15 protein-coding genes are annotated in these 18364 nt (G+C 72.6%); 1 reads left to right on the forward strand and 14 read right to left on the reverse strand.

What is annotated here, in order from left to right:
* Window positions 1–41 precede the first annotated feature (41 nt).
* The 13 genes from murC to dinB form a co-directional block, all read right to left on the reverse strand.
* On the reverse strand, window positions 42–1508 hold the full coding sequence (gene murC, locus FM125_RS06710; protein WP_070639237.1) for a UDP-N-acetylmuramate--L-alanine ligase: 1467 nt from the start codon (window positions 1506–1508) through the stop codon (window positions 42–44).
* Entirely contained in the window at window positions 1505–2653 is a 1149-nt protein-coding gene (gene murG, locus FM125_RS06715) for an undecaprenyldiphospho-muramoylpentapeptide beta-N-acetylglucosaminyltransferase (protein ID WP_087134065.1), read from the reverse strand. Before murG ends, murC begins: the two co-directional genes overlap by 4 nt.
* A gap of 2 nt (window positions 2654–2655) precedes the next feature.
* Entirely contained in the window at window positions 2656–3921 is a 1266-nt protein-coding gene (locus FM125_RS06720; RefSeq protein ID WP_245829862.1) for an FtsW/RodA/SpoVE family cell cycle protein, read from the reverse strand.
* A gap of 51 nt (window positions 3922–3972) precedes the next feature.
* Window positions 3973–5541, reverse strand: coding sequence for a UDP-N-acetylmuramoyl-L-alanine--D-glutamate ligase (gene murD / locus FM125_RS06725; RefSeq protein ID WP_245829863.1), 1569 nt, complete (start codon window positions 5539–5541; stop codon window positions 3973–3975).
* Window positions 5542–5549: 8 nt separating this feature from the next.
* Complete coding sequence (gene mraY, locus FM125_RS06730) at window positions 5550–6677, reverse strand: phospho-N-acetylmuramoyl-pentapeptide-transferase (RefSeq protein ID WP_067188683.1); 1128 nt, start codon at window positions 6675–6677, stop codon at window positions 5550–5552.
* A complete protein-coding gene (locus FM125_RS06735) occupies window positions 6674–8191 on the reverse strand; it encodes a UDP-N-acetylmuramoyl-tripeptide--D-alanyl-D-alanine ligase (RefSeq protein ID WP_087134067.1) in 1518 nt (505 codons plus the stop codon). The genes mraY and FM125_RS06735 overlap by 4 nt, the downstream gene beginning before the upstream one ends.
* A 12-nt stretch (window positions 8192–8203) precedes the next feature.
* Complete coding sequence (locus FM125_RS06740) at window positions 8204–9925, reverse strand: Mur ligase family protein (protein WP_087134068.1); 1722 nt, start codon at window positions 9923–9925, stop codon at window positions 8204–8206.
* Between the two features lie 61 nt (window positions 9926–9986).
* The gene (locus tag FM125_RS06745) at window positions 9987–11789 is read right to left on the reverse strand and encodes a peptidoglycan D,D-transpeptidase FtsI family protein (protein WP_087134069.1); all 1803 of its coding nucleotides are present in this window, start codon (window positions 11787–11789) and stop codon (window positions 9987–9989) included.
* A complete protein-coding gene (gene ftsL, locus FM125_RS06750; RefSeq protein ID WP_143745264.1) occupies window positions 11789–12463 on the reverse strand; it encodes a cell division protein FtsL in 675 nt (224 codons plus the stop codon). Before ftsL ends, FM125_RS06745 begins: the two co-directional genes overlap by 1 nt.
* A 20-nt stretch (window positions 12464–12483) precedes the next feature.
* Entirely contained in the window at window positions 12484–13494 is a 1011-nt protein-coding gene (rsmH, locus tag FM125_RS06755; RefSeq protein WP_245829864.1) for a 16S rRNA (cytosine(1402)-N(4))-methyltransferase RsmH, read from the reverse strand.
* 246 nt (window positions 13495–13740) lie between these two features.
* Window positions 13741–14172, reverse strand: a complete 432-nt coding sequence (gene mraZ, locus FM125_RS06760; RefSeq protein WP_067188692.1) for a division/cell wall cluster transcriptional repressor MraZ — start codon at window positions 14170–14172, stop codon at window positions 13741–13743.
* Between the two features lie 432 nt (window positions 14173–14604).
* On the reverse strand, window positions 14605–14994 hold the full coding sequence (locus FM125_RS06765) for a DUF3040 domain-containing protein (RefSeq protein WP_087134071.1): 390 nt from the start codon (window positions 14992–14994) through the stop codon (window positions 14605–14607).
* Window positions 14995–15216: 222 nt separating this feature from the next.
* A complete protein-coding gene (gene dinB, locus FM125_RS06770; RefSeq protein WP_087134072.1) occupies window positions 15217–16458 on the reverse strand; it encodes a DNA polymerase IV in 1242 nt (413 codons plus the stop codon).
* A gap of 43 nt (window positions 16459–16501) precedes the next feature.
* On the opposite strand from dinB, the gene FM125_RS06775 reads away from it, so the two are divergent.
* Window positions 16502–17608, forward strand: a complete 1107-nt coding sequence (locus FM125_RS06775) for a polyprenyl synthetase family protein (protein ID WP_067188698.1) — start codon at window positions 16502–16504, stop codon at window positions 17606–17608.
* A 179-nt stretch (window positions 17609–17787) separates the two neighbouring features.
* Here FM125_RS06775 and FM125_RS06780 read toward each other — a convergent pair whose 3' ends face one another.
* Complete coding sequence (locus FM125_RS06780) at window positions 17788–18171, reverse strand: Rv2175c family DNA-binding protein (RefSeq protein WP_087134073.1); 384 nt, start codon at window positions 18169–18171, stop codon at window positions 17788–17790.
* Between the last annotated feature and the right edge of the window lie 193 nt (window positions 18172–18364).

Below are 18364 nucleotides of genomic sequence, written 5' to 3' on the forward strand. Positions count from 1 at the left end.
TGTCGCCGCGGTGTCGCCGCGGCGTCGCAGCCGTGGCATCCTCACTGCGCGGCCGTGGCGTCGTCCGACAGCGCGGCGACGATGGTCGGCCCCAGCGCAGTCACGTCTCCGGCGCCCATGGTGATCACGACGTCGCCCGGCTCGGCCCCCGCCACGAGGTCGGCGACAGCCCGCTCAGGGTCGGCGGCGACCGCACGGTCGGTCTCGTCCGGCGTGGTGAGGCGGGAGGAGATCAGGCTGGAGTCCACCCCCTCCATCGGCTCCTCGCGCGCGGCGTAGACCTCGAGCACACGCACGCGGTCGGCCGTCGAGAGCGCCTGGGCGAACTCTGCGGCGAAGTCATGGGTGCGGGAGAACAGGTGCGGCTGGAACAGCACGTGCACCCGGCCCGTGCCGGCCACCGCCCGACCGGCGGAGACGGCGGCCGCCACCTCGGTCGGATGGTGGGCGTAGTCGTCGAAGACGCGTACGCCGCGGCCTGCGCCGCGGAATTCGAAGCGGCGCGCCGTGCCGCGGAAGGCCTCCAGGCCCGCGGCCGCGGCCTCCGGCTCCATGCCCGCCTGCACGGCGGCCAGGAGGACGGCCGCGGCGTTGAGCGCGTTGTGGGTGCCCGGCACCTGCAGGCGCACGGACACCGCAGTGCCGTCGGCGAGCTCGTAGCGCACGCGCTGGCCCACGCCCGACTCCCGTGCGTCCACGAGGGTCTCGGCGACGAGCAGGTCGGGACGGACGCCATCGCGCTCGGCGGTGCCGTAGGTCACCACCCGGCAGCGGGCCTCGTCCCGGGCCCAGGCGGCCAGGGCGGCGGCGCCGTCGTCGTCGAGACAGGCCACCAGTGCACCGCCGTCCGCGGCGGCCGGGAGCTGTCCGGCGAAGGTGCGGAACACCTCATGGACGGCCTCCTCCGTGCCGTAGTGGTCCAGGTGGTCGGCCTCCACCGTGGTCACGATCGCGACGGTGGACGGGTAGTTCACCAGCGTGCCGTCGGATTCGTCGGCCTCGGCCACGAACCAGTCGCCCTCGCCGTGGGCGGCGTTCGTGCCGAGCCCTGCGACGGCGGCCCCCACCGCGAAGGTGGGCTTCCAGCCGGCCTCGGTGAAGGCCATGGCAGCCATGGACGAGGTGGTGGTCTTGCCATGGGTGCCGGCGACGGCCAGGACGCGGTGGCCGCGCATGGCCATGGCCAGGCCCTCCGACCGGTGCATCATGGGCAGCCCGCGGGCGGCCGCCGCGTCGTACTCGGGATTGCCCGGTCCGGCGATCGAGGAGGCGATGACGCAGGCGACGTCGTCGCCGACGTTCTCCGGGGCGTAGCCGACCGTGATCCGGGCACCGCCCTGGGCCAGCTGGTGCATCACCGGCAGGTCCTTGGCGTCGGTGCCGGACACGGGCACGCCCTGGTCCTGGAGGATGCGGGCGACGCCGGAGACGCCGACTCCGCCGATGCCCAGGAAGTGGACGCGGCCCTCGGCCGGGAAGTCCTCGGGGTGTGCGGTGGCGGCGGTCATCGACGTGCTCCTTCGGCGGCGGCGGCCCGGGTCAGTCGGGCCATCTTCTGGTCGGCGTCCCGCACACCGTGGGCGGCGGAGGCGGCGGCCATGGCGGACAGGCGCTCGGGCGAGGTCGCCAGCGGGATGAGCTCGCGGCGGACCCACTCGGGGCTGAAGGCGTCGTCACGGACGAGCAGGGCTCCCCCGTCGGCGACGACCTGCTCGGCGTTGAGGGCCTGTTCGCCGTTGCCGATCGGCAGCGGGACGAAGACGGCGGGCAGCCCCACGGCGCAGACCTCGCAGACGGTGCCGGCACCGGACCGGGCGACGATGAGGTCGGCCACGGCATAGGCCTGCTCCATGCGGTCGAGGTACTCGCGCTGGTGGTAGCCGTCACGGACCACGCGCTGCCCGGCGGAGTCGGTGACCTCCTTGCCGCGTCCGGTCAGGTGCAGCACCTGCACACCGGCGCCCAGCAGGTCGTCCAGGGCGCCCTGGACGGTGCGGTTCACGGACAGCGCGCCGGAGCTGCCGCCGGTGACGACGACGGTGGTGCGCTCGGGGTCCAGGCCGAGCTCGGCGGCGGCTGCGCCCCGGGCCTCGGCCCGGTCCAGGGACGACACCTCCTGACGCATCGGCATTCCGACCCACTCGGAGCCCTTCAGCGGGGTCCCCTTGAGCGCCACGGCGACCCGGGCGGCGGAACGGGCGCCCCAGCGATTGGCCATTCCCGGCCGCGCGTTCGCCTCGTGCACCACCGTGGGGATGCCGAGGGACTTCGCCGCCCGGTACATGGGAGTCGACACATAGCCGCCCACGCCGACCACGACGTCGGCCTCCCGGCGGCGCAGGATGGCCTTCGCCTGGTCGATCGCGGCACGGAACCGGCCGGGGAACCGCAGCACGTCCATCGAGGGACGGCGCGGGAAGGGGACGCGCCCGATCGTGTCGAGCTCGAAGCCGGCGTCGGGGACCAGACGGGTCTCCATGCCGGACTCCGTGCCGACCATGGTGCAGACCGCCGGCACCGGGACGGTGCCGTCCGGGCCCGGCTGCGGCTCCTGGAGGGCGCGGGCGATCGACAGCATCGGGGAGATGTGCCCGCCGGTGCCGCCGCCGGCCAGGACCACGCGCAGAGGTCGTTCGGTGGAGGGGACGGTCATGATCAGGCCTCCTGGGTCTGGGGAGCGGGCGTCGGATCGATCGGTCTGAACGAGGCGGCGTGGGCCTGTTGGGCCGCCAGGTGTGCCAGGCGACGCTCATGGCGTGCGAAGGACAGCACGACGCCCACAGCCGTCATGGCCAGGGTCAGCGCGGAGCCGCCGTACGAGATGAACGGCAGCGGGACACCCACCACCGGCAGCAGGCCGGACACCATGCCGGCGTTGAGGAAGGTCTGGCCCACGAACCAGGTGATGATGCCCCACGTGGCCACGCGGATGAAGGTCGAGCGCGTCTGGGCGGCCACCCGGTACATGCCCAGGGCGAGGATCGCGAACAGGCCGATCACGAGCAGGGTGCCGAGCAGCCCGAGCTCCTCGCCGAGGATGGTGAAGATGAAGTCGTTCTCCGCCTCCGGGATGTAGCTCCACTTCTGGCGGGACTGGCCCAGGCCGACGCCCCACCAGCCGCCGGAGGCCAGCGCATAGAGGCCGTGGGCGGGCTGGAAGCAGGGGTCCGAGGGGTCATCGCACGCGGCCTCGACGCCGAGCCAGGCCTGGACGCGGAGCATGCGGTGGGAGGCGAACAGCGTCAGGCCGATCGTCAGGAGGGCGACCATCCCCGCGGTGACCATGAACACGATGCGGTGGGCCCCGCCGACCCAGAGCACGGCGGCGAGCACGAGCGCGACGATGATCGCGGTGCCCAGGTCCCTGCCCCACATGATCAGGCCGAGGACGAGCACGCCGCCGGGGAACACCACGGGCACGAGGGCATGCTTGACCTGGTTCACCAGGCGCCCCTTGCGCGCGATCACGGCGCCCCCCCACAGGGCCAGGGAGAGCTTCGCGAGCTCGGACGGCTGCGCCGTGAACGAGCCGATGCGCAGCCAGTTCGTGTTGCCGCCGACGTTCACGCCCAGCGGCGTGAACGCGACCAGGCCGAGCAGGACCACGGACACGGCCAGCGCAGGCCAGGCCATCCGCCGGATCCAGGGCACCGGGGTGAAGGTCGCGGCGGTCAGCATCACCATGCCCACGCACGCCCAGAGCGCCTGGCGCAGGAACAGGGAGTACGAGCCCCCGGAGCCGATCGCCTCGACCGAGGACGAGGACAGCACCATCACCAGGCCCAGCACGGTCAGCACCGCGGTGCTGCCCGCGATCATCAGGACCGTCATGTCGAGCATGCGACGGCCCTCGAGGGCGGCCCACATGCGGTCCAGCCCGCGCTTGACGGGGCTCAGGCCGCCGGAGGTCTTCGTCGGCATGGTGCTCCTTCAGCGGACGGGGACGGTGGGGTCAGGGGGAACGGCGGGCCTTCAGTCGGAGACGGGGCCGTCGTCGTCGACGTTCCAGCCGTGCTGCCGCATGACGGCGGTGACGGCCTCGATGAACGCGTCGCCGCGGTCCGCATAGGACCGGAACTGGTCCATGGAGGCGGCGGCCGGAGCCATGAGGACCACGTCGCCGGCCTCGGCCAGCTCGTCGGCACGCTGCACGGCGGCGGTCATGGCGGCGTGGCCGTCCTCGGTGCCCCGGCCGGACGGATCGGTGAGCGGGCTCTCGACCGGGACGTCCGGGGCGTGCTCGGCAAGGGCCGTGCGCAGCGCGGAGGAGTCGGCGCCGATCAGCAGGACGGCGCGGAGACGGTGTCCGTGCGCCCTGACGAGCTCGTCGTAGGTGACGCCCTTCGGCAGGCCGCCGGCGATCCACACGATCGAGGAGAACGCCGCCAGGGAGGCGTCCGCGGCATGCGGGTTGGTCGCCTTGGAGTCGTTGATCCATATGACGTCCCGCGAGGTCGCCACCAGCTGGATGCGGTGCTCTCCGCGGTCGTAGCCGCGCAGGCCGTCCCGGACCGCAGTGGGCGAGACGCCCACAGCACGGGTCAGCGCCGCGGCTGCGGCCGCGTTGGACACGGTGTGCTGCGGAGCCACGGCGCCCAGGTCCGAGCGCTCGGCGAGGGCCACGGCCTCATGGGCCCGGTTCTCGGTGAACGCGCGGTCCACGAGGATGCCGTCCACGAGGCCGACGGTGGACAGGCCCGGGGTGTCCGTGGAGAAGGACACCGCACGGCATCCCTCCTGCACGTCGGCCTGCTCCACGAGGCGGCGGGTGATCGGGGCTGCCTCGTTGAACACGCACGCGATGCGGGTGTTCTCGTACACGGAGCCCTTGTCCCGGACGTACCCGTCCATGGAGCCGTGCCAGTCCACGTGGTCCTCGGCGATGTTCAGCACCGCCGAGGAGGCCGGCTCGACGTGGTGGGTCCAGTGCAGCTGGAAGCTGGAGAGCTCCAGCGCCAGGACGTCGAAGCCCTCCGGATCGCGGACGGCGTCCAGCACCGGGGTGCCGACGTTGCCGCAGGCGATCGCCCGGCGGCCGTCTGCGCGCAGGATGGCCTCGACCATGGTCACGGTGGTGGTCTTGCCGTTGGTGCCGGTCAGGCAGATCCAGTCGGCGACCTTGCGGCCCGCGCGCTCACGGACCCGCCAGGCCAGCTCGATGTCCGACCAGATCGGCAGGCCCGCGGCGTGGGCCTGCATCAGCAGCGGCTGGTCCGGACGCCAGCCCGGGGAGGTCACGACGACGTCCGGCGGCTGTGCGTCGAAGCGCGGCAGTGCGGTGGTCGCCTCCTTCTCCAGCACCACGTCGCGCACACCCACGATCCTGAGGGTCTCGGCACGCCGGACGTTCTCCTCGGACGCGTTCCCGTCCACGACGAGCACGTCGGCACCGAGCTCCACCAGTGTGTCCGCCACGGAGAACCCGGTGACGCCCAGGCCGGCGACGACCACGCGCAGCCCCTGCCACTGGGGGGCGTCCCAGGAGGTGAGCGGGTCGGTGCGGGGAGTCGAGGCGATCGGCTCGAGGACGGGGGTCACCATGGCCTCGCTCATGGGGTCACCGCCGCGGTGCCGCCGCCGGCGAGGAGCCACTCGCCGTAGAACACGAACAGGCCGACGGTCACGCAGACCAGGCTGATGAGCCAGAAGCGGACCACGACGGTCACCTCGGCCCAGCCCTTGAGCTCGAAGTGGTGCTGCAGCGGGGCCATGAGGAACACTCGCTTGCCGCCGGAGAGCTTGAAGTAGCCCACCTGGATGATCACGGACAGGGTGATGGCGACCATGAGCCCGGCCAGGATGACCACGAGGATCTCGGTGCGGGTGAAGATGGCGAAGCCGGCGAGGGCGCCGCCGAGGGCCAGGGAGCCCGTGTCTCCCATGAAGATCTTCGCCGGGGAGGTGTTCCACCAGAGGAAGCCCAGCAGCGAGCCGGTGAGGATCGCGGCGAGCAGGGCCAGGTCCATGGGGTCGCGGACCTCGTAGCAGCCCGGGCCGGTGATGGTGCCGCAGGCCTGGCTCGCCTGGAAGATCGACATCAGGACGTAGGCGCCGGTGATCATGGCGGTGGCGCCGGTGGCCAGCCCGTCCAGCCCGTCGGTGAGGTTCACGGCGTTGGTGGTGGCCGTGGTGATGAGGTTGGACCAGATCACGAACAGCACGTAGGCGAGCACGGGACCGGCGAAGGCCATCTCGAGCCACGGGATGTCACGGACGAAGGAGATGGCCGTCGAGGCCGGGGTCAGGCCGTCGCTGTTCGGGAAGTTCAGCGCCAGCACCGCGAAGACGGTGCCGATGAGGCCCTGCAGGACGATCTTCCCCATGGGGGTCAGGCCGAGGGACTGCTTCTTCGTGATCTTGGTGAAGTCGTCGACGAAGCCGACGAACGCCATGCCGACCGTGAGGAAGAGCAGCAGCACACCGGACGCCGTCGGCCCGGCGAGCTCGGAGTCGAGCATCGCCAGGATGGCGTGGGTCAGGAAGTAGACCACCACGAGCACGACCACGAAGACGAGGCCGCCCATGGTCGGGGTGCCGCGTTTGGTCTTGTGGCTCGTGGGGCCGTCGTCGCGGACGAACTGGCCGTACCCCTTCTTCACCAGGAACCGGATGAACAGGGGCGTGCCCGCGGCCGCGAAGACGAGGCCGAGGACACCGCCGATGAGCAGGCCGATCACGGACGCTCCTCCTTGGGGGTGGACGACGCGGAGTCCTCGGCGCCGACGGCGGCGAGACGCTCGCCGAGCTGGGCGAGCCGCGAGCCGTTGGAGGACTTCACCAGGACGATGTCTCCGGGGGCGAGGAGCTTCGAGAGAAGGTCGAAGGCCTCGTCGAGGTCGGCGGCGAAGTGCGCCTCCTCTCCCCAGCTGCCCTCATTGAGGGCGCCGATGTACAGGGGGCGGGCACCGGCTCCGACGACGAGCAGCTGTGCGATGTTCAGGCGCACGACGGTCTCGCCGACGAGCGTGTGCTCCCTGATGTGTTCGTCGCCGAGCTCCAGCATCTCGCCGAGCACCGCCCAGGTGCGGCGGCCGGTGGCGCGGCCGAGCTGAGCGAGGGTCTTCAGCGCGGCGCGCATGGACTCCGGATTCGCGTTGTAGGCGTCGTTGATGACGGTGACGCCGTCGGGACGCTCCGTACGCTCCATGCGGAACCGGCTGGTCGGGCCGAGACCGTCCAGCACGCCGGCGATGTCCGCCGGGCGGACGCCGGCCGCCGCGGCGGCACCGGCCGCGGCGACGACGTTGTGGGCGTGGTGGACGCCGATGAGCCCGGAGGTGACAGGCACGGTCGGAGCCTCGGTGTCGGCGCCGAGCTGCAGGTCGAACACCGGCCGACCCTCGACGTCGGTGGTCAGGTTCCTAGCGAGGGCCACGCCGGCGGCGCGGCCCGCGGCCACGTCCTCGGCGATCAGCGGCACGGTGTCCTCATCGGTGGAGAACCAGACGACCGGAGCCGTGGTGCGCTCGGCCATGGCGGCGACCTGGGAGTCGTCGCGGTTGAGCAGGACGACGCCCTCGGCGCCGATGGCCTCCACGAGCTCGCCCTTGGTCTTGGCGATGTTCGCCACGCCGCCGAAGCTGCCGGCGTGGGCGGTGCCGACCATGAGGACGACGCCGATGTCCGGCTTCACGATGTCGCAGAGGTACGCGATGTTGCCGACGTGGTCCGCGCCCATCTCCACCACAAGGTAGCGGGTGTCCAGGGATGCGCGGAACACGGTGAGCGGCACGCCGACCTCGCCGTTGAACGAGCCCTGCGGGGCCACGGTCGGCCCCTGCTCGGCGAGGATCGCCGCCAGCAGGTCCTTCGTGGTGGTCTTGCCGGCCGAGCCGGTGATGCCGATGACGGTGGTCTCGGAGTGGGCCCGCACGCGGGCCACCACGTCACGGGCGAGGGCGCCCATGGCCATCACCGCATCCTCCACGAGGATCGACGGGTGCGCGGAGCCGTCCGGAGCCGTGGTGGCACGCTCGGCCAGCACGGCGGAGGCGCCGGCGGACAGCGCGGCGTCGATGTAGTCGTGCCCGTCGGCGTGCTCGCCGGGCTTGGCCACGTACAGGACGCCGTCCTGACCAGCGACCTCACGGGAGTCCGGGGTCACAGCGGTCAGCACGGTCTCCGGGTCGAGCGACTCGGAGAGGGTGCCGCCGACGGCCGCGGCGATCTGGGAAGCGGTGAGAGCGATCATTTGGTCTCGACTTTACCGCGCCCTGGATGACAGATCCGTGAGGCGGCCCTCGCGCCGGTCGGCCAGGGCCGCGCGCAGCTCGACGCGGTCGTCCAGCTCCACGTCCACGCCCGCCACGTCCTGCACGGTCTCATGGCCGCGGCCCGCCAGCAGGATGCTGTCCTCGTCCGCGGCCAGGGCGGCGGCGAGCCGGATGGCCTCGGCGCGCGGCGCCGACTCGTGGACCTCGACGGTGCGGCCCTGCTCGGCCTGCTCCGCCGCCTCGGCCCGCACGCCCTCGAGGACCTGGGCGCGGATCCCGGCGGGGTCCTCGCCGTGCGGGTCGTCGTCCGAGACGATCACCACGTCCGCGTAGCGGGCCGCGATGCGTCCCATCAGCGGACGCTTGGTGGTGTCCCGCTCCCCGGTGGCGCCGAAGACGAGGATGGTGCGCCCGTCGCGGCCGGTGGCGGCACGGGCCTGCGTGAGCGACTCGAGGGCCTGGACCATGCCGTCCGGGTTGTGGGCGAAGTCGACCACGCCGTCCGGCTCACGGCCGACGACCTCCATGCGGCCGGGCACGGCGGCAGCGAAGGGTCCGGCGCCGGCCGGCACGTCCAGCACGTCCTGGAGCAGCTCGAAGGTCTCCTCGCCCAGGGCCTCGAGGACCATGAGGGCGGCCAGGGCCGCGTTGGCCGCGTTGAAGCGGCCCGGCAGCCCGACCGAGGCCTTGAGCACCCGCCCGGTGGCCGCCTCGGTGAGCTCGAATCGATGGCCGAGGCCGTCCGGGGTGAGGGCGGTGAGCTCCCAGTCCGGCACGACGTCCGGGTGGCGTGCGGCGAGAGCGCCCGGCAGGGACGCCGCCGGTCCGAGGGCGAGGGTGGTGGTCGGTGCGCCCGAACGCTCCGCCATGGCGACGCCCCACTCGGGGCCCTCTCCCCCGTCGAGCACGATCACGGCGCGGCCGGTGCGTGCGGCGTCGAACAGGCCGAGCTTGGCCTCGAAGTACTCCTCCATGGAGCCGTGGAGGTCCAGGTGGTCCTGGGTCAGGTTGGTGAATCCGGCGACGGCGTAGCGCAGGCCGGCGATGCGCTCGAAGGACACCGCGTGGGAGGAGACCTCCATCACGGCGGTGTCCACGTCCTCCTGGCGCATCAGGGCCATCAGTGCGTGCAGCTGCGTGGACTCCGGCGTGGTGAGCGAGGAGGGCACGGTGCGCTCTGCCGCCCGTGTGAGGATCGTGCCGATGACGCCGGTCCGGCGGCCGATCGCCTCGAGCAGCGAGCAGGCCAAGAAGCTGGTGGTGGTCTTGCCGTTGGTGCCGGTCACGCCGATCAGCCGGGGTCCGGCGTCCAGTCCCTCGCCGTAGACGGCAGCGGCCGCCGCACCCGCCGCCGTGCGGGGGGTGCCGGTCTTCAGGACGGCGAGGTCGGCCAGGCCCTGCTCGGCGACGAGGGCCGCGCCCTCGGCGTCGGTGAGCACGCCGACCGCTCCCGCCGCGACGGCCTCGGTGGCGAAGGAGGCGCCGTGGACACGGGCACCGGGCAGGGCGACGTACAGGTCGCCCGGCTGCACCACACGGGAGTTCAGGCAGGCACCGGTGACCCGGCCGCGCGGTGCCGTCCCGGACTCGACCGCCTCGATGCCGGCGCCGTGGAGCACCTCCACCAGCGTGGACCAGGCGACCCCGTCAACCCGGTCCGGGCGGAAGGCGCGGTCCTGCTCTGCGGGGGTCAGGGTCGAGGACTCGGTCATGACGGGTGCTCCTGGTCTTTCGGTTCGGAGTGAGGGTTCGGGGGCTGCGGGCAGGCGGCCGTCACCAGGGGCGGTCCTGCGGGTCCTCGGTGAAGACCTTGTAGTCGTCGGGCTTGTCGCCGGTGGCCGGGACGTTGTACTTGCGCAGCAGGTGCTCCATCAGATCGGCGGACAGGGCGTCCAGGTGCGCTCCCTGGTAGTTCTCCGCGGGCCGGTGCATGGAGACGGAGACGACGAATCGCGGGTCGTCCAGCGGCGCCACCGAGGTGAAGCCGATGTTGTAGCCGTCGTAGCGGCCGGAGGGGCCGGCGGCCTGGGCGGTGGAGGACTTGCCGCCGACGCGGTACCCCTCGATTGCCGCGCGCTTGGAGGTGCCCCGGGTGACCACGGTCTCCATCATCCGGATCATCTCCGCGGCGGTCTGCTCGGACACGACCCGGTGCTTCTCGCGGTGGGGGTAGGCATGCTCGGCGCCGTCCGGGTCGACGATCGACTTGATGACCGAGGCGGGGACCATCTCTCCGCCGTTGGCGAGGGCCTGGTAGATCTGCGCGGTGTGGAGGGTCGTCTGCGTGTAGGCCTGGCCGAAGGTCGTGGTCGACCGCTGACGGTTGTCCCATTCCTCCGGCGGCACGAGGGTGCCCGCGGCCGCGGCGGGAAGGCCGATGTTATTGGCCTCGCCGATGCCGAAGGACTTCATGTACTCGAAGCGCTCCTGCAGGGACATCTCCTCGGCCGCCTTGACGGTGCCGACGTTGTAGGAACGGGCGAAGATGCCGGCGAGGGTCATGTCGTACTCGGCGTGCGCGTTGGCGTCGTTGATCCTCTGCCCGTGGAACTCTTCGCTGCTGGGCACGGTGAACTCGCTGAGCGGGGTCAGGTCGGTGGCGTCGAGCGCGGCGGCCATGGTGACGGCCTTGCCGGTGGAGCCCGGCTCGACCGCCTGGGTCATGGCGGTGGGGCGCCAGAACAGCTGGTCGGTGGCGTTCGGGTCGGCGGGGTCGACGGTGGTGGAGTCGGCCATCGCCAGGATCTCGCCGGTCTTGGCGTCGAGGACCACGATGTTGGCCCATTCGGCGTCGTAGTCGGCGGCTTTGGCGGCGATGAGCTCCTGCGCGTACCACTGGATGTCCCGGTCGATCGTCAGCTCCACGTCCGAGCCGTCCACGGCGGGGGTCTCGTTGTACACGGCGTTGGGGATGCGCAGGCCGTTGGCGGCGACCTCGTACTCGCGGCGGCCGGCCTTGCCGGCCAGGGCCTCGTTCTGGCTCAGCTCGAGTCCCTCGCGGGCGGTGCCGTCCGCGGAGACGAACCCGAGGACGGAGCCGGCCACGGGGCCGTTCGGGTAGCTGCGGCGGTCGACGGGCTCGGCGATGAGTCCGGGCACGCGCAGGTCCATGGCGAGGTCGCGGACCTGGGGTGTGACCGAGCGCTTGACCACCGAGTACGGGCGGTCGCCCTTCATCCGGTCGTCCAGGTCGTCTTCGGAGACGCCGATCACGGTGGACAGCTGCGCGATGCGGTCGTCGATCGAGACCATCTCGTTCTGCTCCGTCTCGGAGTTCCACTCCTTGAAGTCCTTGACCAGCCGCTGGTCGACCACCAGATCGTAGCGGCGCACGCTGGTGGCGAGCACCTCGCCGTTGCGGTCCTTGATCGCACCGCGCTCCGGGGTCAGCACTTGGCTGCGGAGCCGCTCGTCGAGGGCGGCGGAGGCCTGGCCGGTCGGGTCGATGCCCTGCACGTAGAGCAGCCGCAGGGCGACGGCGGCGAGCAGGACGAGGCAGACGAGCAGGAGGGTGCGTGCGCGACGCTGCGCCCCCGTGCCCGCCTCGGCTCCGGTGGGGTCGGAGGTCGCGGACATCAGTCCCGGCCGGATTCCGCGTCGTCGGCGGAGCCGTTCTCGGCATCGGCCGCGTCCACGGCGTCCTCGGACGCCGCGCGCTCCTCGGCCTTGCGCTCGGCCGTCCGCTCCTCGGCCGCCTTCTTCTCCTCCGCGGGGTCCTTCAGCTCCGGCCCGGCGATGTGGCCCGGCGGGAGGGCGTCGCCCTCGAGGCTGTTCACGCCCAGGGGCTGGTCCAGGGAGGAGGGCGGGTTGACGTAGGACGCACCCCGCTCGCCCTCCTCGGCCGCGGCGGCCTCGCCGGAGACGCGGCCGGTGGCGACGTCGACGGTGGCGCTGCCGGCCGGGTCGACCATGCCCAGCGCGTCGGCGCGGGCGGCCAGGTTCTGCGGAGCCTCGAGGTAGCCGACGCGCTGGGACAGCAGCTCGTTGGCCTCGGACAGCTCGGTCTGCTGGGCGCGCAGCTCCAACATCTGGTACTGACGGTTGGAGACGGTGATGTTGGCGACGAGGACGACGGCGAGGGCGACCATCAGGATGCCCAGGCACAGCACGGTGATGCCGCGGCCGGTGCGGGGCAGCGGGGCGGGCACCACGGACAGCGGGGTGCGGACGCGCTCGGAGGCGCCTGCGACGTGCTCGAGGGCGCGCTCGGGACGGGGCTCGACGCTCCGCGCCTCTGCGGTTGCGGCCATGCGATGGTCCTCCAGTGCCGTCATCGGGTTCCTCGTGACTTCCTGATCTTCTCTGCTGCGCGCACCTTTACGGAGGAGGCGCGCGGGTTCTCAGCGATTTCCCCGGAAGTCGGCTTCTCCGTGCCGCGGGTCAGGATCTTCACCACGGGTTCGTGCTCCTCGAGCACCACCGGGAAGTTCGGCGGCGCCGTCGATGTCGCCCACTCCCCCAGGTGCCGCTTGGCGATGCGGTCCTCGAGCGAGTGGTAGCTCATGACGACGACGCGGCCGCCGACGTGCAGGCGGTCCAGCACGGCGGGCACGGCGGCCTCGAGCAGGTCGAGCTCGTCGTTGACCGCGATGCGCAGCGCCTGGAAGGTGCGCTTGGCAGGGTGGCCGCCCTTCGCGCCGGCCGCGACGGGGACGGCCGAGCGGATGACGTCGACCAGCTCGCCGGTGGTGGTCAGGGCGCGCTCGGCACGGGCCCGGACGATCGCCCGTGCGATGGGGCCGGCGAACTTCTCCTCGCCGTAGCGGCGGATGAGGCTGCGCAGCTCGGACTCCTCGGCCTCCGCCACGAGGTCGGCGGCGGTGTACGCGGCGTCGGTGTCCATGCGCATGTCCAGCGGGGCGTCGTAGGAGTAGGCGAAGCCGCGCTCCCGTGCGTCCAGCTGATAGGAGGAGACGCCGAGGTCGTAGAGCGCGGCGTCCATGCGGTCCACGCCGGCGGCCGCGAGGGCCTCGGGGACCTGGTCGTAGGTGCCGCGGAAGGGGATGAGCCTGTCCGCGAGGCCCTCCAGCCGTTCGCCCGCCATCCGCAGGGCGTGCGGGTCACGGTCGATGCCCACCACCACGAGGTCCTCGAAACGGCGCAGCATCTGCTGGGTGTGCCCGCCCATCCCGAGGGTGCCGTCGACGGCGATCGGAGTGCGACCGGCGTCCCGGGCCGCCTGCACGGCGGGGGCGAGGAGGTCGATGACGCGGTCCCGCATGACGGGCAGGTGACGGTCCTCGGGGCGCAGCGGCGTCTGTCCGCTCTCGCTGTGCTGCATCGGGGTCCTCCTCCCCTGCTGTGGGTGGGCCGCGTCGGGGCGCCCCGGGCTCGGGGCGACGCCGTCGCGCTTCAGCGTGTCACGCCGGGGGCGGTTCCCCCGGAGACGACACGGATCCCTGGGCCTGATCCCCATCCGACCGCGTTCCGCCTGGCCCAGGGGAAGTCAGGTCAGGTGGCTCGCGTCGGCTGGAGGCCACGCTCAGGGATCCGTGGATGTTCTGTTGTGGACCCGCCCGCGGACGGGTCAGAAGATGCCCGGCAGGACGTCCTCGTCGGTGTCGGAGAAGGAGGTCTCCTGCTCCTGCAGGTACGCGTTCCAGGACTCGAGGTCCCAGATCTCCGCTCGTGTCCCCGCGCCGATCACCGCGACCTCCCTCTCCAGCCCGGCGTACTGCCGCAGCGGAGCGGGCACGGTGATGCGGCCCTGCTTGTCCGGCGTCTCGTCCGAGGCTCCGGACAGGAACACGCGGATGTAGTCGCGCGCCTGCTTCGAGGAGAGCGGAGCCGACCTCATCTGCTCGTGGACCCTTGCGAACTCACGCTCAGAGAAGACGTAGATGCATCGCTCCTGACCGCGGGTCAGGACCAGTCCGTCCGACAGCTCCTCACGGAACTTCGCCGGGAGGATCAGCCGGAACTTGTCGTCCAGACGCGGGGTGTAGGTCCCGAGGAACACGGGCACCCCCTGTCTCGCCGAGCTCCGCACCGGCCGATGCATCGCCTCTGCTCTCTTCTGGACTCCACTTTACCCCACTTTCCCCCACTCTCCAACCACCACATTCACGACGGCGCCCCGGCACTCGCCAGAATCCGCGGATTCGTGCGGATGTCTCACAGTGGAGGACAGTGGAGGGGCCGGCCGCCCGCCCCCGCGACACCCCTCGCCGAAGGCCCGGTGGAGGGCAGGGCAGGCCCGGTGGAGGGGCTCGGGGAGGGGTGTGGAGGGACCGGTGGAGGGAAGTGGGGGCCTCGGCCGCCCACCCCGACGGCGGCCGCCTCCCTCAGGGCGCCCCCTCACCGTCCGAGGGCGCACATGACGAAGGCCCCGACCGCATCGCGGTCGGGGCCTTCGTGGAGTGGTGGGTGGCCGGCGGTGCCCTCCGGGGGCTCAGCGCCCCTGGCCTCGGCGTTCGTCCCACTGCTGTTCGAGGCGGGACATGAAGGCGCTCTCCTTCTTCTTCCCGACGGCTGCCGCGCGGGCGCCGGCATCGGCACGGCCGGCCCCCGAGGAGTCGCCGGAGCTACGGCTGGTGAGCACGTAGACGCCGGCGCCCATGACGGCGACGCCCACGACGCCCACGATCACGTTCTGGAGGGAGACGCCGAGGAGCACGACCGCGAGGCCGGCGACGGCGATCGCGACACCGAGGACGACGCGCCGGACGGAGACGCCGCCGGGGCGGCTGTCCCTGAGGTGGGTGTCGAGCCGGGGGTCCTCCGTGCGCAGCTGGGCCTCGAGCTCGTCGAGCATGCGCTGCTCGCGCTCTGACAGCGGCATGGCCGCACCTCTGCTTTCTTCCGGTCCGTGCTTGCTTCCGGTGCGTCGGATCCGTCCCCGACCTGCGACGCCGTACAGGTCGTCTGACCCACCAGTCTAGTGACGGCGACGCCGCCGGGCCAGTGGGTGACGGCCGCGCACGGCAACCTCCCAGGAGACGGCCCGCCGCCCCGGTCCGGGCATCGCCGCGGCACGCCGTTCAGCCGGCGTCGGAGCAGACCGTCACTGCCGGCGGTCGCGGCCGTCGGCCGCAGGGTCGACGTCGCCGAGCAGCGAGGCCGGGGCGGGTCCGTGGCCCGGAAAGCGACGGCGGACGGCGTCTACCGCACGCTCGGCTGCGCCCCAGTCGGCGGCCCGGCCACCTGCCTCGTCGTCGAAGAGGCTCTGCTGCCGCGGCGCCTGCTCGTCCGTCAGCCGTTCGGCCCGTACTCCGACCAGACGCAGCGGATGGGGCCTGTCCGCGAGCAGCTCCCTGACGGCACGGCGCGCCGGAGCGAAGAGGTCGTGGCCGGAGTCCGTGGGATCCGGCAGCCGGGCGGCCCGCGAACGGACCCGGGCCTCCGGGGACTTCACCCGGACGGTGACGCCGCCGGCGAGCACACCCTCGGCGCGCAGCCGTCCGGCGACGTGGTGGCAGAGCCGGAGCACGTGGCGGTCGATCTCCTCCGGGTCGGTCGGGTCGTCGTCGAACGTGTGATCCGCGCCGATGCTCTGGTGCCCTGTCTCCTGGTGCACCGGACGGGGGTCGAGGCCTCGGGACAGGTCCTCGACGCGTGCCCCGACCTCGCCGAACCACTGGCGCAGGCGCCCCTCCGGCAGAGCGGCGGCGTCACCGATCGTGTCGACGCCGCGGGTGCGCAGCCGCTGGGCCAGCACGGGGCCGACGCCCCACAGGTGGTCGATGGGGCGGGGATGCAGGAACTCGAGGAGCCGCTCCCCGGGGACGACCACCAGGCCGTCGGGCTTGGCGGCCGTGGAGGCCATCTTGGCCACGAACTTCACGGGCGCCGCACCCACGGAGCAGGGCAGACCGAGCTCGGCACGCACGCGTTCGCGGATCGCGGCACCGATCCGGGCCGGCGGGCCCAGACGACGCCGGGAGCCGGCCACGTCCAGGAACGCCTCATCCACGCTGAGCTGCTCGCGCACCGGGGTGACCCGGTCGAGCAGGGCCATGACCTCGGCGGACACGGAACGGTAGACGCTCTGCCGCGGCTCAACGAGGCGCAGCTGGGGGCACAGGCGCAGCGCCTGTCCCACGGGCATCGCCGAGCGCACCCCGAACGCCCTGGCCTCATAGGAAGCGGAGAGGATGACCGAGCGCAGCGACCGGCCGGCCACCGCGGCGGGGACGCCCCGCAGGTCCGGCCGCTCGCGCAGCTCCACGGAGAGGAAGAACGCGTCCATGTCCACATGGAGGACGGTGGCGTCGTCCCCGGGGTCCACGGGCGCCGGCTGCTGCATGTCTTCGACCCTACCCACGGCACGGACGGCATAGGGTGGGCGCATGTCGCAGAACATCCCGCATGACCGCCTGGCCCCGGAGCAGTTCCGCGCCGCCGTGGCGGACCGTCTGACCGAGCTGCTGGGCTCCCACCGCGCCCGCGCCGAGCGGGTCCACCCGGAGGCGGCGGCGGTCGTGGACGCGATCTCCCGGCTGACCGCGGGCGGCAAGCGCCTGCGTGCCACCCTCTGCTGGCTCGGCTGGCGCGCGGCCGGAGGCGCTGCGGACGACCCGAGGATCATCACGGCGGGGGCGGCCTTCGAGCTGTTCCAGGCGGCGGCCCTGATCCACGATGACATCCTCGACCGCTCGGACACCCGCCGGGGCATGCCTGCGGTCCACCGCGCCTTCGAGGCCATGCACCGCTCGTCGGGATGGCGCCACGACCCGGAGCACTTCGGCGTCTCCGCCGCGATCCTCGCCGGAGACGTCTGCCTCTCCCTGTCCGACGCCGCCTTCCACGACGCGTTCGCAGGCTCGCCCCGGGCGGACCGCGCCCGCCAGGAGATGGAGACCATGCGCTTCGAGGTGATGCTCGGCCAGTACCTGGACGTGCTCGCCGAGATGGCTCCGCCGGCTGAGGACCCCGCCGTGGCCGCGCAGCGGGCGGAGACGGTGGTGGAGTACAAGTCCGCGCGCTACTCCGCCGTGCACCCGATGGCCCTCGGTGCCGTCCTGGCCGGCGGCGACGACGGCCTCGTCGCCTCCTTCGAGCCCGTCACCCTCCCCTTCGGACTCGCCTTCCAGTACCAGGACGACCTGCTGGGCGTCTTCGGCGACCCGGAGCTGACCGGCAAGCCTGCCGGCGACGACCTGCGCGAGGGCAAGCGGACCGTGCTGATCGCCCACGCGCTCGACCTGCTGGAGGCGGACACTGCGGCCGCCCTCGAGGACGAGCTGGGCCGGGCCGACCTGAGCGCGCAGAGCGTGGCCCACTGGCAGCAGGCCCTGCGCGAGTGCGGCGCCGAGAAGCGCGTCCGCGCCGAGATCGACGACCTGGTCGCCCAGGCCCAGGAGGCCGCCGGCCGCCTCGAGGGCTCGGGCGCCGAGCCGTCGGCGCTGGCGGACCTGCGCGGCCTGATGGACACGCTTCTGCATCGCACCGCCTGACCCGACGGGCAGGGTGGGTGCCCCGACGGGCAGGGTGGGTGACCCGATGGGCACGGAGGGTGACCTGACGGTCACGGGGGCGCCCGGGACACGGCCCGGTCCGCCCCGACCCGGGCGGACCGGGCCGTGTCAGGCGAGGGGACGTCGTCGGGAGGCCTCCGGCGAGCGCCGGGCCGGGCTCACCAGGCGAGGGGCTGGGCGCGGCGGCGGACCTCCGTCTTGCGGCCGTCGCGCAGTGCGTCGATCGGACGCCCCGGCAGGGACTCGTCCTCGGTGAAGAGCCAGCGCAGGGCCTCCTCGTCGGAGAAGCCGGCGTCGTTGAGGAGGACCAGCGTGCCGTGCACGGGCTCGACGACCCCGGTCGCGGAGAGGAACAGGGCCGGGACGCTGCGCACGGCGCGCTCGCCGCGGCGGACGGCCACGAGCCTCCGGTCCTTCACGAGGTTGTGGACACGGGAGACGACGACGTCCAGGCGGTCGGCGACCTCGGGAAGGGTCAGCCACTGGCCCACGAGGGCGTCGAGGTCGGCGGGGATCTGATCGGAGGCGTCGCTGGTGTTCACGGCTCCACGATAGTTCCCCGGCGGACTGGTCGTTCCCTCACGGGTGCGGTCACGGTGACATCACGACCGGCACGGCCCGCGCCTTTCCCCACGTGACAACCTGTCCCGCGCGCGACACGCCGCACTGACCTGCATCGCCCCGTACTCACAGCGCATTCATTGGTCCCGGCTGGCCCTCACCCCCTCCCCGCAC

The organism is Micrococcus lylae (genome assembly GCF_900163825.1).
GTDB lineage: Bacteria > Actinomycetota > Actinomycetes > Actinomycetales > Micrococcaceae > Micrococcus > Micrococcus lylae.

Excerpts from the sequence above, each read along its gene's own strand:
- murC (WP_070639237.1), bottom strand. The coding sequence starts at position 1,508 with ATGACCGCCGCCACCGCACACCCCGAGGACTTCCCGGCCGAGGGCCGC.
- murG (WP_087134065.1), bottom strand. The coding sequence starts at position 2,653 with ATGACCGTCCCCTCCACCGAACGACCTCTGCGCGTGGTCCTGGCCGGC.
- FM125_RS06720 (WP_245829862.1), bottom strand. The coding sequence starts at position 3,921 with ATGCCGACGAAGACCTCCGGCGGCCTGAGCCCCGTCAAGCGCGGGCTG.
- murD (WP_245829863.1), bottom strand. The coding sequence starts at position 5,541 with ATGGTGACCCCCGTCCTCGAGCCGATCGCCTCGACTCCCCGCACCGAC.
- FM125_RS06735 (WP_087134067.1), bottom strand. The coding sequence starts at position 8,191 with ATGATCGCTCTCACCGCTTCCCAGATCGCCGCGGCCGTCGGCGGCACC.
- FM125_RS06740 (WP_087134068.1), bottom strand. The coding sequence starts at position 9,925 with ATGACCGAGTCCTCGACCCTGACCCCCGCAGAGCAGGACCGCGCCTTC.
- FM125_RS06745 (WP_087134069.1), bottom strand. The coding sequence starts at position 11,789 with ATGTCCGCGACCTCCGACCCCACCGGAGCCGAGGCGGGCACGGGGGCG.
- ftsL (WP_143745264.1), bottom strand. The coding sequence starts at position 12,463 with ATGGCCGCAACCGCAGAGGCGCGGAGCGTCGAGCCCCGTCCCGAGCGC.
- rsmH (WP_245829864.1), bottom strand. The coding sequence starts at position 13,494 with ATGCAGCACAGCGAGAGCGGACAGACGCCGCTGCGCCCCGAGGACCGT.
- FM125_RS06765 (WP_087134071.1), bottom strand. The coding sequence starts at position 14,994 with ATGCCGCTGTCAGAGCGCGAGCAGCGCATGCTCGACGAGCTCGAGGCC.
- dinB (WP_087134072.1), bottom strand. The coding sequence starts at position 16,458 with ATGCAGCAGCCGGCGCCCGTGGACCCCGGGGACGACGCCACCGTCCTC.
- FM125_RS06775 (WP_067188698.1), top strand. The coding sequence starts at position 16,502 with ATGTCGCAGAACATCCCGCATGACCGCCTGGCCCCGGAGCAGTTCCGC.